The sequence below is a fragment of the Streptomyces sp. NPDC057900 genome (assembly GCF_042887885.1).
Lineage (GTDB): Bacteria > Actinomycetota > Actinomycetes > Streptomycetales > Streptomycetaceae > Streptomyces.
This window is the reverse complement of record NZ_JBHVOI010000004.1, coordinates 296899-311819: the sequence shown is the minus strand read 5'-3', so window position 1 is coordinate 311819 and position 14921 is coordinate 296899. Positions and strand designations below refer to the sequence as shown.

At 72.2% G+C, this 14921-nt stretch carries 4 protein-coding genes; all 4 read right to left on the bottom strand.

All coding sequences use genetic code 11. From position 1 onward, the window contains the following. Window positions 1–12 precede the first annotated feature (12 nt). From ACFVQ0_RS18885 to ACFVQ0_RS18870, 4 genes are read right to left on the bottom strand one after another with little or no spacing between them, the layout of a single operon-like run. On the bottom strand, window positions 13–975 hold the full coding sequence (locus ACFVQ0_RS18885) for a 3-oxoacyl-[acyl-carrier-protein] synthase III C-terminal domain-containing protein (protein WP_390089364.1): 963 nt from the start codon (window positions 973–975) through the stop codon (window positions 13–15). Continuing rightward, on the bottom strand, window positions 972–2222 hold the full coding sequence (locus ACFVQ0_RS18880) for a cytochrome P450 (protein ID WP_390089362.1): 1251 nt from the start codon (window positions 2220–2222) through the stop codon (window positions 972–974). Before ACFVQ0_RS18880 ends, ACFVQ0_RS18885 begins: the two co-directional genes overlap by 4 nt. A 26-nt stretch (window positions 2223–2248) precedes the next feature. Next, entirely contained in the window at window positions 2249–3064 is an 816-nt protein-coding gene (locus tag ACFVQ0_RS18875) for an ABC transporter permease (protein ID WP_390089360.1), read from the bottom strand. Further along, entirely contained in the window at window positions 3061–14877 is an 11817-nt protein-coding gene (locus ACFVQ0_RS18870; protein ID WP_390089358.1) for an amino acid adenylation domain-containing protein, read from the bottom strand. Before ACFVQ0_RS18870 ends, ACFVQ0_RS18875 begins: the two co-directional genes overlap by 4 nt. Window positions 14878–14921: the final 44 nt, after the last annotated feature.

Sequence of the window (14921 nt, the reverse complement as noted above, 5' to 3'; positions counted from 1 at the left end):
CCGTGGCGGGGCTCATATCTCCCACAGGGTCACCGCCCAGGCGGCCACCGGACTGTTGTTGAGCACGATCACCAGGTCGCCCCTCTCCAGCTCCTGGCCCTCCAGCAGGGCGTTCAGGTTGAGGACCACGTCCATGGCTCCCAAGTGCCCGTACTCGGCCAGGTGTTCACCGCAGATCGGGTGGATGGGCAGGCCGAGCAGGGTGGTGTAGAAGTCGTACGCGCTCGCGGTGACGTTCTGCATCAGGGTGGCCTTGACCCGGTCCCGGCCCACTCCGGCGTCCGCCAGCACCTGATCCACCATGGAACCGAGCCTGCGCTGGCTGGTGGTGGCGAGCCCGAAGCGGTAGCGCGCCGGGTCCTCGCACACCTCGCGCCACTCGTACCAGGGCGATTCCTTGTAGTCGACGCGGAAGAGGTCGTGGAACCTGCCGTCGGTCTCCTGGCGGTGGGCCCGCAGGACCGGCCGGCCGCCGCGGACCATGGTCATGGCGTACGCGGCGTCACCGACGACGGTGACCGGGAAGCGGACGCGGTCCACTCCGGTGGGGCGGCTGGCGTGGGTGATCACCACTTGTTCCCGGGCGGGATCGGCGATCAGGAGGTCCCGGGCCAGGGCCCAGGCCACGCTGGAGCCGGTGCAGCCCAGGCCGTCCACGCTGAAGGCGAACGCCGAGGTCAGTCCGGCCTCCGCCTGCACCCGGCCGACGTCGGAGCCGAGGAGTACGTCCGGTGCGCGCGGCCCCACCATCAGCAGGGTGTCCGGATCGCCGGGGTGTGCGGCGAACAGCTCCTGGCAGGCCCTGGCGGCGAGGGGCGCCTGCTCGGTCTCCTTGAAGACGCCGACGGACCGCACGCCGGTGCCCCGGGCGAAGTCGGCGGTCTCCGTCGACAGCATGCCGAACTCGGGGAGGTCCTCAAGCGCCACCTTCTCGGTGGGCAGCAGGCAGTGGATCGCTCCGATCCCGATGCTCATGCGGCGCTCCGCTCTGTGGAGGGTTCCGGGGTGAGGACGACCGGCAGACCGCTGTAGCCGTCGACGAAGTTCGAGAACAACTTGGTGGGCGGGCCTGCCAGCTCGATGTCCGCGACCTGCGTGCGCAGGGCGGCGAGCAGGGCGTTCACATGCACCCGGCCGAGGAAGGCGCCGAGGCAGAAGTGCGGCCCGTATCCGAAGGCGACGTGCTTGTTGGGCGTGCGTGCCAGGTCGAAGACGTGCGGGGCCTCGAAGACGGACTCGTCGAAGTTGGCCGAGCTGTTCCACAGGGTGACCACGTCACCCGCCTCGATGGTCCGGTCCCGCAGGGGGACGTCCACCAGGGCCCGGCGCCCGAAGTGCATGGCGGGGGTGGTCCAGCGCAGCACCTCCTCCGTGGCGCTGTCCAGGCCGGCCTCGCCGGACTTCAGCGCCTGCCACTGCCCGGGGTTCTCCGCCAGGGCGATCAGGCCGCCGACGGAGGACATCCGGCTGGACTCGTCGCCGCCCAGGATCAGGCTGTAGCAGTTGAAGACGACCTCGTCCTCGGACAGCAGCTCGCCGTCGACGGTGGCGGTGGCCAGTGCGCTGATCACGTCGTCCCCGGGGTGGCGCCTGCGCTTGGCCGCCAGCTCGGAGAAGTACATGAGGATCTCGTTGCGCGCCATCCACTCGTCCATCTCGCTGTCCTCCGCGCTGTGCCGGGAGAGCGTCTGGGTGTTCCAGGCGACGAGCTGCTCGCGGTCCTCGCGCGGGACGTCCATGAGGTCGCCGATGGTGTTGATCGGGATCTGGTCCGCCACGTCATGGACGAAGTCCAGTTCGCCGTGGGCAAGGGCCTCCGCGACCAGCTGCCGGGTCCGCTCGTGCACACCGGCCACCACGGGCTCCAGCACGTGCGGCGAGAAGGACTTGAGCATCAGGTTGCGGATCTCGCGGTGCCGGGGCCCGTCGGTGACGGCCAGCATCTTGCGGGAGGCGGAGTCCTCGCCCTGGAGCAGGGTCGCCAGGACGTTGCCCTGCTCGGAGGTGAACCGCTTGTTGTCGCGGTAGAGGGTGACCACGTCCGCGTACGAGGAGATCACCCAGAACGCGGGCCCTCGTTCGGTGGCCCGGTGCCGGAACACGGGCTGCTCCGTACGGAACCTGCGCCACATGTCCGCCAGGTCGACGTCGAGGAAGGTCTGCGGATCGGTGAGGTCCACGGTTTCGAGATCGCCTGCGGGCGACCGTAGTCGGTGATTCATGTGCTGTCTTCCTCCAGGGCCGCGGATCAGGCGCCCGCGGTGCGGTAGCGGCGGAAACTCACCAGTGAACAGAGAGCGAGGAGCAGGCCCAGGGACACCCCGGCCACCACCCAGGGGTGGTCGGTGGGGAAGGTGCCGCCGGCCGTCGCGGGGTTGCCCCACATCCGGCGGCAGCAGGCGATCACGGCGCTGACCGGGTTCCACTCGGCGACCGGCCGGATCAGCGACGGCATGTTCTGCGGGGCCAGGAAGGCGTTGGACAGGAAGGGCAGCACGATCACCACGAACGGCGTGATCACACTGATCGTCTCCACGTTGCGCAGGGTGAGCGCGAACAGCACGCCCAGCCAGAGCATGACGTAGATGAATACGGCGATCAGTCCGAAGCCCCCCAGCACCCGCAGGGGATCGGTGTGCGCGCGCCAGCCGAGCAGCAGCCCGAAGCCCGTGACGATGACCAGCCCCAGCAGCCCCACCAGCAGATCGGCCAGGGTGTGCCCGAGGAGTACCGCGGGCCGGCTGATCGGCAGGGAGCGGAACCGGTCCGTCATCCCGCCCTGGAGGTCCAGCGCCACGGAGACGGCGGTGGGGCCCACGCAGGCGAGAGCGACCTGGACGGCGCCGCCGGCGAACACGTACTCCCCGTACGAGCCCCCGGCCGGCAGGTTGATGGAGTCCCGGAACAGATAGCCGAGCATGATCATGCTCACGAGCGGGCTCAGGGCCACGCCCAGGACCCGGGCCGGGGCCCGCCGCAGGTGCCGCAGCCGTCGGCCGGTCACCGCGGTGATCTCCGTGAACAGGGCCGACGCGGGGCGCGGGGTGAGCGCGAGGGACATCATGAGCGGCCGCCTTCGTGCTCGGCGTGCCAGCGGTCCAGCTCGGCGGCGATGGCCGGCCCGATCTCGGACAACGGCACGCGGCTCATCATCTCGTCATGGGTGCAGGCAATGTGGTGAACGTCCATGGGGCCGTCGAACACCGGCTGCCACAGAGCGACCTTGTCGGTCCGCTCCCCGTCGGAGAGCGGGGACTCGGAGACGAAGAGCTGCATCCTGCCTTCGTAACGGCCCGGTGCGTAGAGGGACTTCAGGGTCTGGTGATGGGCCATCAGGTCCACCATCCGCGCCATCCGCCGCTCGCCCATCTCCGCCAGCGGACTGCTGTCCCGGCGGAGCGTCTCGAAGATGTCCCCGATCGTCAGATCCCGTTCCCCGAACTCGGAACGGTGGTGGCCGATGCCCTCCAGCAGCCAGGCGAACAGCGACTGTTCCTCCCGGTCGTCGGGGACGCCGGTGCGCGGGTAGGCGTCCAGTACGGACAGCACTCCCACCTCCTCGCCGGCCCGGCTGAGCTGGAGCGCCATCTCGTAGACGATGGTGCCGCCGAACGACCAGCCGAGCAGGTGGTAAGGGCCCTCGGGCCGGACCTGCTTGATCATCCGTACGTAGTCCGAGGCGATCTCCTCGATGGAGCCCGGCAGCGGGGCGAAGTCCACCACGCAGGGGGCCTGGATGCCGTAGATCGGCTGCTCGGGGTCCAGGTGCTGGGCGAGCGGCAGGTACGGCAGGCTGAACCCGACACCGCCGTGCACGCAGAAGACCGGTGGCCGGGCGCCGTTCGGATTGATGCCGATCATCGCGCCGAACGGATCGGTCAGGTCCAGCTCCGCCGCGGAGGCGAGCGCCCCGGCCATCACCTCCGCCCCGCTGCGTGGCTCGATGTCCACGTCGGCCTCGGCTTCGGTTTCGGCCGGCTCCGGACGGCAGCTTCCGGCGAGCGCGGCCACGCTCTGGTGCACGAAGACATCGGCGATGGTGATCTCGAACCCGGCGGCGCGGGCCCCGCTGACCAGCCGCAGTGACTTCATGCTGTCCATGCCGACGTCGAAGAGGTTCTGCTCGACACCGAACCTGGACAGCCCCAGGACCTCGGCGACGACGTCGTACAGCGCTGTCTCGGTCGCATCGCGCGGTGGGGTGCCCGCCGTCGCCGTGGCCGCCTCGGGGGCGGGCAGCGCCAACCGGTCCACCCGCCCGTCGGCGGTGAGCGGAAGGGCGTCGAGCGGTACGAACAGGGACGGCACCAGGTAGCCGGCGAGGGCGGCCCGCGCGGCCTTGTCCAGCGCGGCCGGGTCGGCCACCGCCCCTTCGGCGGCGACGGTGTAGGCGACCAGCCGGACATCGCCCGGACGGTCCTCCCGTGCCACGACCACGGCCCGCTCGACCGAGGGTTCGCGCTCCAGTACGGCCTCGATCTCGCCGGGGGCGATCCGGAACCCGTTGACGCGCACCTGGCCGTCCGATCGGCCGATGTGGCGCAGGTTGCCGTCCGCGTCCCACTTCACCACGTCACCGGTACGGAACATCCGCGATCCCGCGGGACCGTGCGGCGCCGCCACGAAGCGCTCCGAGGTCGCGCCCGGACTGCCGGCGTATCCCCGGGCCAGGCCGTCACCCGCGAGGTACAGCTCCCCTGCCACACCGGGACCGACCGGCCCCAGCCAGGGATCGAGCACATAGGCCCGGACGTTGCCGATCGGCCGGCCGAGCGGCAGCGTGCCCGTCGGGGTCTCCTCGCCGGGCTCGACGGCGGAGGCGATCGCCCCGACCGTGACCTCGGTCGGCCCGAACTCGGTCAGCACGCGCGCCTGCGGGTGGGCCTTGCGCCACTCGTCCAGCCGCTCCCCGGTCACCGGCTCGTCGGCCAGCACCAGTTCGCCCGTCGGCGAGCAGTTGTCGGGCAGTACGTCGAACAGCTCCAGATGGCTCGGGGTCCCCTTGAAGAACCCGGCACCCTCGCCCGCCACGGCGTCGCCCTCGACCAGATCGCCGAGGAGCACCGTTCCGCCGGTGGTCAGCGGCAGGAAGAGACCGGACACCGAGATGTCGAAGGACAGCGGGGTGGCCAGCAGCGCTTCGGCACGCGGGGCGCGGTAGGCGTCCCCGGCCCAGTCCAGGTAGTTCACCACCGAGCGGTGCTCGACGACCGTGCCACGGGGGCGGCCACCCGCTCCGGAGGTGTAGATCACATAGGCCGGGTGGCCCGGCAGCAGCGGTGCGGACAGCTCCGCCGCGGTCAGCGGCTCGCTCGACGCGGACGTCACCGCGGGCCCGTCCAGCACGATCGGAGGCGTACCGGCGGCGAGCATCCGCCGCGCCAGGGCCGCCGTGGTGGCGATCCGGACCGGCGCCGCCTCCGCGAACATCCGCTTGAGCCGTTCGACGGGTTCGTCCGCCTCGACCGGAAGGTAGGCCGCACCGGACTTGAGTACGCCGAGGATCGCGACGAGCGCTTCCGGGGAGCGGGGCACGGCGACCGCCACGACCTGCTCCGGACCGGCCCCGCCCTCGATCAGCTTGCGGGCCAGCCGGTTCGACCGGGCGTCGAGCTCCGCGTAGGTCAGCGAGCCGTCCTTGTCCCGGACAGCGGTGGCGCCGGGGGTACGGGCCGCCTGCGCCGCGAACAGCTCGGGCAGGGTGGTGGCCGGCACCTCTTTCGCGGTGTCGTTCCACCCGGTGAGCACCTGGTCCCGCTCGTCCGTGCCGAACACGTCCATCCGGCTCAGCCGAACCTCCGGGTCCGCGGCCACCGCGCGCAGCAGCCGAAGGAAGGACTCCACGATCCGCTCGGCGCCCGCCCGGGTGAACAGGTCGTCGCGGTAGCCGAGGAGGCCCCGCATCGAGCCGTCCTCGGGCCACTTCAGCAGCTGGAGGGAGAGGTCGACCTTGATCCGGCCGGACTCGACGAACTCGGGCCGCACCGTGAGGCCGGGCAGTTCCAGCGGCGCTTCCTCGTTGTTCTGAAGCGTCAGCATGACCTGGAACAGCGGGTGCCTGGACAGCGAGCGCACCGGATTGAGCGCTTCCACGACCTGCTCGAACGGCACGTCCTGGTGGGAGTAGGCGGCCAGGTCGGACTCCCGGACCCGGGCCAGCAGCTCGCTGAACGCCGGGTCGCCCTCGGTGTCGGTGCGCAGCACCAGGGAGTTGACGAAGAACCCGACCATGTCGGTCAGCGCGTCGTCGGTGCGCCCGGCCACCGAGGTGCCCAGCGGGATGTCGGTCCCGCCGCCGAGCCGGGTCAGCAGTGCCGCGAACGCGGCCTGCAGCATCATGAACTCGCTGGCTCCGGTGGACCGGGCGATCGCCACCAGCGTGCTGTAGAGCTCGGCGTCGAGCTCGAAGAGGATCTCGCCACCGGAGTCGCCGCCGGCCACCGGCCGGGGGAAGTCCGTCGGCAGGGTGAGCTCCTCGGGCAGCCCGGCCAGCGACTGCTTCCAGTACTCCAGCTGGCGGGAGCCGGGGCTGTCGGGGTCCTGCGGGGAGCCCAGCAGCTGGTGCTCCCAGACCGCGTAGTCCGTGTACGTCACCGGGAGCGGCGCCCACTCGGGCGACCGCCCGGCGCACCGCGCACGGTACGCGGTCGACAGGTCGCCCAGCAGCGGCGCCATCGACCATCCGTCGAAGGCGATGTGGTGCAGGACCAGCAGCAGGACGTGGGTGTCCTTGGCGACGGTGAACAGCCTGACCCGCAAGGGGGGTTCGACGGTCAGGTCGAATCCGAGGTCGTACTCCTTGGCGAGCGCGGCGGCGAGCTTGGCCTCCGGCAGCGAGCGGACCTTCAGCACCGGGCCGCCGGTGGCCGCGTCCAGGACCCGCAGACCGGGCCGGCCGTCGGTCTCCGGGATGACCGTGCGCAGCACCTCGTGCCGCTCCACGATGTCGCGGAGCGCCGCCTGGAGGGCGTCGGGGTTGAGCCGTCCGGAGAGCCGGAAGGTCATCGGCGAGTTGTAGGTGCCGGTGGACCTGCCCTCGCGCCGGTTGAGGAACCACAGCCGCTGCTGGGCGAAGGAGAGCACCGGATCGGCGTCCGAGGGCGCCGGGGCCAGTGCCGGCCGGGCCGCGTCGGCGGTGACCAGCTGCTCGGCCAGGGCCGCCACCGTCCGCGCCTCGAACAGGGCCCGGATGGGCAGTTCGACGCCCAGTGCGGCGCGGGCCCGGCTGACCAGCCGGGTGGCCAGCAGGGAGTGCCCGCCGATGTCGAAGAAGTCGTCGTCGATGGTGACCCGGTCCAGGCCGAGGACATCCGCGAACAGCCCGCGGAGGATCTCCTCCGCCGGATTGCGCGGCTCACGGCCGTGCAGGGTGGCGCGGAGCTCAGGCGCGGGCAGCGCCTTGCGGTCCAGCTTGCCCTGGGGTGTCAGCGGCATCTCCTGGAGCACCACGACCGCGGAGGGGAGCATGTAGTCGGGCAGCGATACGGCCAGCTGCTCGCGCAGACCGTCGGCGACGGCGTCCTTGTCCGTGAGGACGACGTACGCCACCAGCCGCCGGTCCCCGTCGGCGTCCTCGTACACGGTGACCGTGGCCTGGGCCACCTGGTCCTGGGCCAGCAGGGCCGAGGAGATCTCACCGAGCTCGATCCGGAAGCCCCGCAGCTGGACCTGGTCGTCGGCGCGGCCCAGGTAGTCGAGTTCGCCGTTCTCCAGCCACCGCACCAGGTCACCGGTGCGGTACATCCGGGCGCCGGGGGCCCCGTACGGGTCGGCCACGAACCGTTGCGCGGTCAGGTCCGGGCGGTCCAGGTATCCCCGGGCCAGGCCGCCGGCCACGTACAGCTCTCCCACGCCGCCGACGGCGGTGGGCGCCAGATCGTGTTCCAGCACGTAGACCCGGTGTGCGGAGGTCGGGCGGCCGATGGGCGGCCGGCCGGGCGCGGTCAGCGGGCCGCTGACCGTGGAGCTCACCACGGCCTCCGTGGGGCCGTAGCCGTTGTACAGCCGCACCTGGGAGGCCCAGCGCTCGACGGTCTCCGCCGGCACCGCCTCGCCGGCCACCGCCAGCCGCAGGTCTGCGGGGAGCGTGCTGCCCTCGGGCAGGCCGTTCACCACGACCGGGGGCAGGCCCGCCAGGTTGACCCCGGTCTTGTTGATGAGGTCGACCAGCGGCCGGCCCGGCGTCCGGCACTCCTCGTCGGCGATCACCAGGGAGCCGCCGGTGAGCAGCGCCAGCATGATCTCCCAGACCGAGGCGTCGAAGCTGAACGAGGCGAACTGGAGCACCCGGGTGTCGCTGTCCAGTCCGAAGCGTTCCACCAGGCTCGCGATCATCCCGAGCATTCCGGAGTGTTCGACGACGACGCCCTTGGGCCGGCCGGTCGAGCCGGAGGTGTAGATGACGTAGGCCGGGTGACTCACGCTGAGCGGGGTGCGGCGTTCGGCGTCGGTGACGTCGTGGTCCGGCTGCCGCTCCAGCGCGGTGACGGTGTCGGCCGCGTCGACGGCGATGACGTCCGTCTCCCCGGCGGGCAGCCGGTCCAGCACCTCCTGGACCGTCAGCAGGGCCACCGGGCGGGCGTCGTCCAGCATGTACGTGATCCGGTCGGCGGGGTAACCGGTGTCGACCGGGAGATAGGCCGCGCCGGCCTTGAGCACCGCGAGGGCTGCCACGACCATCGTGGCGGAGCGGGGCAGTGCCACGGCGACGACGTCCTCGGGTCCGACCCCCCGGTCGATCAGCAGCCGGGCCAGCTTGTTGGCGCGGGCGTCGAGGTCTCCGTAACGGAACTCCTCCAGGCTCTCGCCGTGCACGACCGCGGTCCGCTCGGGGGTCCGCGCCGCGTGTGCCTCGAAGATCTCGGTGGCCGGCCGCCGCGCGTCGGGGCCCGGGGTGCCGGCCCACTCCTGGAGCAGTTGGTGGCGTTCGGCGTCGCCCAGGGCGTCCACGGTCGCCAGCCGGGCGCCGGGGGCGGCGACCAGTGCTTCCAGTACGTGGACGAAGCGCGTCACCACGGCCTCGACCTGTGCGGCGTCGAAGACGTCGGAACGGTACTGGGCCTCCAGCCGCAGCCGGTCGCCGGGGAACACCCCGAGGGCCAGCGGGTACTCCGCGATCACCCTGGCCTTCCAGTCCAGCATGGAGAGGCCGGGGATGTGGTCACCGATCCGGTCCAGCACACCCGTGGGGTAGTTGTGGAAGCTCACCACGGTGTCGAAGAGCTCTCCGATGCCGATGCTCTGCTGTACCTCGGCCAGGCCCAGGTGCAGGTGCGGTTCGAGGGCGAGCCGGCGCAACTGGAGTTCGACCAGCAGCTGTTCGAGGGTGGTCTCCGGGGCGAGCGGCACCCGCACCGGCAGTGTGTGCATGAACGATCCGACGATCTGCTCCACGCCCGGCAGGTCCGCCGGGCGGCCGGAGTCGACGGCTCCGAAGGTGACGTCGTCCCGGCCGGTCAGCCGGCCCAGGGCGACCGCCCAGGCGCCCTGCGCGACGGTGTTCATGGTCAGACCGCGGGCATGGGCCCAGTCGGTCAGCGCGCCGGTCAGCTCCTGCGGCAGCTCGGTCGTCCAGGTCTCCGGCAGCGTCTCGACCCGGGGGCGGTCCGCGGGGCCGAGCCGGGTGGGCTCGTCCACACCGGCCAGCTCCTGCCGCCAGGCCTCCCGTGCGGCTTCCTTGTCCTGCGCGTCCGACCACTCCAGGTAGCCGCGTACGGAGGCGACCGGCGGCAGCACCGAGGTGTCCGCGCCGTTGGACCACAGCGTGACGAGCTCCTGTGCCAGCACGGCGGAGAGCGACCAGCCGTCCACCAGGATGTGGTGGGCGGTCCACACCACGCGGTAGCGCTCCGGGCCCAGTTCGTAGACGGTGAAGCGGGTCAGCGGCGGCTGTGCCACGTCGAAGCGGCGCAGCCACTCCTCGTCCGTCAGCCGGACCGCCTCGGCTTCCCGGAGGTCCTCCGCCAGATCCGTCAGGTCGACCTCGTACCAGGGGAGTTCGACGGTCTCCGGGATCAGCTGTACGGGGTCGCCCGCGTCCCGGTCCCGGAATCCGGCGCGCAGCGCGTCGTTGCGTTCCAGCAGCGCGGCCACCGCGGCGCGGAGCGCGGCCCTGTCCAGCGGTCCGGCGATGTCCATGAGGACCTGGAGGGTGTACGCGTCCATGCCGTGGCGGTCGAACTCGGCCTGGAAGAGCAGGCCTCGCTGGAGCGGGGACAGCGGCAGGATGTCCGTCAGTCCGCTCGTGTACCCCTCTTCGCGCTCGTACGCCTCGATCTCCTTCTGGTCGACGGTGACCAGGGGGAACTCCGACGGGGTACGGCCGCCCGCGCCGGGGAGGCGGGCGTGGTCGGCCAGTTCGCCCAGGGCCCGGAACCAGCCCTCCGCGATCTCCTGGACCTCGTCGTGCGACAGCAGCCCGCCGGCGTACGTCCAGGTCGCCGAGAGCACGGGCCCCTCGGGGCGGTCCTCGGTCATCGTGACGATCTCGACCGGGTAGCGCAGCGGGGTCTCCGGGTGGGCGCTCTGGCCGGAGGCCTCGGCCTCCATCTCCCAGGCGGCCCCGGTGCCCGTGGTGAACCGGCCCAGGTAGTTGAAGCCGATCTGCGGGACGGCGTGCCGGGACAGGACCCGGGCGGACTGCGGGTTCAGGTGGCGCAGCAGTCCGTATCCGATGCCGTGGCCGGGCACCGCGCGCAGCTGCTCCTTGATCCGCTTGAGCGCGGTGCCCGAGGCGGATCCGCCGTCCTTGAGCCGGTTCCGGCCGAGTTCGCCGAGGTCGAGGGAGACGGGGTAGACGCTGGTGAACCAGCCGACGGTGCGCGAGAGGTCCAGCTCTCCCGCGACCGGCTCGCGGCCGTGGCCCTCCAGCTCGATCAGCGTCCGGGTGGCCTGGACCCCCCGGGCGCGGCGCCAGTCCGTGACCGCCAGCGCGAGGCCGGTCAGCAGCACCTCGTTCACCTCGGCGTGGAAGGCGGCCGGGACCGCGCCGAGCAGTTCGGCGGTCCGCTCCGAGGAGAGGGTGACGCGCACCTGTCGCGCGCCGGCCTGGGTGTCCACGGCCGGGTCCAGCGGGCGTCCCGCGAGCAGCGGGTCGTCGTCGGCGCTCCGGTTGTTCCAGTCGGGCAGTTCGCCCACCAGCCGGGCGGTACGGGACTGCTCGGTGAGGGTCCTGGCCCAGCCCCGGTAGGACGTGGCGACGGGGTCGAGCCGCACCGGGCGGCCCGCGGCCACCGCGTTCCACGCGGCTTCGAGGTCGGGGAGCAGGATGCGCCAGGAGACCCCGTCCACGGCCAGGTGGTGGATGACGAGCAGCAGCCGCGCCGGTCGGGCGGCGCCCTCGTCGAGCACCACCGCCTGCACCATCAGCCCGTCCTCGGGGCGGAGCCGGGAGCGGGCGGCCGCCAGTTGGCCGGGCAGCGGGTCGCCGTCGGTCCCGGAGACGTCCACCCGGCTGATCATGTCGGCCGCGCTGACGGCGCCCGGGGGCAGCGTCTCCAGGGACCACAGCCCCGGTGCCGGTGCCACCAGCCGCATCCGCAGCGTGTCGTGGGTGTCCACCAGGGCCTGCAGGGCGGTGCCGAGCCGCTCGTGGTCGGCGCCCTCGGGCAGGGTGACGGTCATGTACTGGCTGAACTCGCGTGTCGCCTCGGGCAGGTGGGCGAGTTCCTCGCGCAGCTGGTCCGCGACGGGGGTCAGCTCGACCTCGCCGACGCCGTCCCGCGCCGCCTCCGTGACGGTGTCCTCGGCCGGCCGGGACGCCGCCGCGATGGCCGAGGCGGTGCGGTGCAGGAAGACATCGCGCGAGGTGATGACGAGCCCTGCCCGGCGGGCCCGGCTGACCACCTGGATGGAGCTGATGCTGTCGCCGCCCAGGGCGAAGAAGCTGTCGTCCGGACCGACCGAGGCCAGCCCCAGCACCTCCGCCAGCACCTGGCTGACGATCTCCTCCGCGCGGCTGCGGGGCGCCGCGGAGGGCAGGGCGGCCGGTGCCGCGAAGTCGGGCACGGGCAGGGCCTTGCGGTCCACCTTCCCGTGCGCGGTCAGCGGCATCCGGTCCAGGGCCGTGAGGGCCGCCGGGACCATGTATCCGGGGAGCACCCCGGCCAGCCCGGCACGGATGTCCTCAGCGTCCAGCGGCCCCTGGTCGGCGACGAAGTAGCCGATGAGCCGTTTGTGCCCGGCCTGGTCCGCGCTCGCGGTCACCACCGCGTCACCGACGCCGGGCAGTCCGCGCAGGGCCGTCTCGATCTCGCCCAGTTCGATCCGGTGTCCCCGGATCTTGACCTGGTGGTCGCGGCGCTCGATGAAGTCCAGCCGGCCGTCCGCCCGCAGCACCACCCGGTCGCCGGTGCGGTACATCCGTGCGCCGCCGCCGGCGAAGGGGTCGGGGACGAAGGTGGTGGCCGTGCGGCGCGGGTCCGCGAGGTAGCCCCGGCCGACTCCGGCGCCGCCGATGAAGAGTTCGCCGGGGACGCCCTGCGGCACCGGCAGCAGTTCGTCGCCCAGTACGTACAGCAGGGTGTTGCGCAGCGGCCGGCCGATGGGGACGAACACACCGTCCAGGACGTCGCCGTGGCGGACGTAGTCGTGCGTGACGTCGTCCGAGCACTCGGTCGGCCCGTACATGTTGACCAGCGGGATCGCCGGGTAGCGGCGGAACCAGCGGGCGCACAGTTCGGGTGCGAGCGCCTCGCCGTTGGAGATCATCCAGCGCAGGCCCGGCAGTTCGGGGGCGCTGCCGGTGGTGTCCCACGCGTCGAGGGTGGCGCGCAGCAGGGACGGAACCACTTCCAGCACGGTCAGGCCCTCGGCCCCGATGGTCCCGAACAGGGCGTCGGGGTCGGCCGCCGCGTCCCGGCTGACCACCCGGACCCGGCCGCCGGCCAGCAGCGTCGTCAGGGTCTGCCAGACCGTGATGTCGAAGGTGACGGGGGCGTTGTGCACCAGGCTGTCGGTCCTGGTCAGCGAGAGTTCCTCGACCTTGGCCAGCAGGTGGTTGATCATGCCGCCGCGCTGCACCATCGCGCCCTTGGGGCGGCCCGTGGACCCGGAGGTGAAGATGACGTACGCGAGGTCCTGCGGCCCGCCGGCCACCGGCGCGAGGGCGTTCTGCGGGTCCTCCGCGTCGTCCAGCGCCACCAGGGGGACGTCCCGCCCGGCCGCCGCGGCCAGCCGTCCGGCCAGCTCCTGGCAGGCGGCGTCGGTCACCAGGGTGGTGGCGCCGCTGTCGGACAGCAGCGCGGTCAGCCGGGCGAGCGGGGAGCGGGAGTCGAGGGGCAGGAAGGCGCGGCCGGAGCCGAGCACACCCAGCTCCGTGACGACGAACTCCCGTCCGGGCTCGACCAGTACGGCCACCAGTCCGGTGGTCCCCGCCAGCCGCCGGGAGAGGGCGCTCGCGCGGCCGGTCAGCCGGGCGTAGGTCAGGCTGCCGGAGTCGTCGGTCACCGCGACGGCGTCGGGCCGCTCCGCCGCCCTGGCCCGTACGCGTTCCACCACACCGAGGTAGGGCTCGGGCCGCTCCGGACCGGTGAGGGTCCCGGTGAGCAGCTCCGCCTCCTGCGGCAGGAGCAGTTCCAGCGTGCCGAGCCGGTCGTCGGGGCCGGCCGTCAGGAAACGGTCGAGGTAGCCGATGAACCTCTGGAGGTGGCCGCGGGCCTCCGCGCGGTCGTACCGGCTCTCGTTGGCGCTGAGGTCGATGCCGACCCCGTTCGCGCCCTTGTCCGCGATGGTGAACTCCAGATCGTCCACCAGCCCGGTGGACGGGCTGTGCAGGACGGCCTCGCACGGGCCGATCGTCAGCTTCTCGATCTGCGGCATCATGTTGAGGAACGGGCCGAAGGGGCGCCGGTCGTCGCTGCCCAGGCCCATGGAGCGCCGGATCCTGCTGACCCGGTGGCGCTGGTGCTTGAGCGCTCCGGAGATCTCCTTGTACGCGGCGGACAGCAGCTCGCCGCGGGTCGTCTCCGGGCGGATCCGCAGCCGCAGCGGCAGGTAGTTGACGACCATGCCGGGGATGTTCTGCATCGTGCCGCCGACCCGTGCGGTGACCGGCAGCGACAGCAGGGTGTCGTCCGTGCCCGTCATCCGCCGGGTGTACGCGCCGAGCGCCGCGACCAGCACGGTCTGCCAGGTCACCCGGGCGTCCCAGGCGACCGCGCGCAGCCGCTCGGCGAGCTCGTCGGCCAGGACGGTCTCCTCGCGCAGGAAGGACTGGGCCGGCTCGGCGTCCCGGCGGGCCAGGGTCACCAGCTCCGGGGAGTCCGCGAAGTGCTCCTGCCAGTAGGCCTGGTCGCGCTCGTGGCGGGGTGAGCCGACGTAGGCGGCCTCCGCCTCGATCAGCGTGTTCAGCGGGGCGAACCGGTTCTCCTCCAGCGAGGCGCCGGCGCTCATCGCCTCGTAGATGGCGGACAGCCGCTGCCAGTAGATGACGTAGCTGAAGCCGTCCGAGACCAGGTGGTGGTTGAGGAGGCAGAACACGGTGCGGTCCTCGGCGAGGGTGAACACGCTCAGCCGGAACAGGGGCTCGTGCCCGCCCACGGTGAAGGGGACCCGCAGGTCCGCCGCGATGGCCTGGCGGACCAGCGCCTCCGGGTCTTCCGCACCGCGCGCGTCGGTCACCGTCAGCGGCAGCGCGGCGAGCTCCTCGACGATCTGCCGGGGCTCGCCGTCCACCTCGAAGAAGCGGACCCGCAGGCACTCCGACTCCTCGGCGAGGCGGGCCAGCGCCGCCGCGAAGCGCTCCTGGTCCAGCGGGCCCTTGATGTCCCAGTAGATGGCGGTGTTGTACGTGGCACCGCCGCCGGTGAGCTTCTCGTCGAACCAGATGTCCTTCTGGCCGGCGGTGAGCGGCAGGCCACCCGTCGGAACACGAGTCATTGCAATCCCCTCGGAAAAAAGGCTCATCAGGTCCATGCCGCCGG

Excerpts from the sequence above, each read along its gene's own strand:
- ACFVQ0_RS18880 (WP_390089362.1), bottom strand. The coding sequence starts at position 2,222 with ATGAATCACCGACTACGGTCGCCCGCAGGCGATCTCGAAACCGTGGAC.
- ACFVQ0_RS18875 (WP_390089360.1), bottom strand. The coding sequence starts at position 3,064 with ATGATGTCCCTCGCGCTCACCCCGCGCCCCGCGTCGGCCCTGTTCACG.
- ACFVQ0_RS18885 (WP_390089364.1), bottom strand. The coding sequence starts at position 975 with ATGAGCATCGGGATCGGAGCGATCCACTGCCTGCTGCCCACCGAGAAG.
- ACFVQ0_RS18870 (WP_390089358.1), bottom strand. The coding sequence starts at position 14,877 with ATGACTCGTGTTCCGACGGGTGGCCTGCCGCTCACCGCCGGCCAGAAG.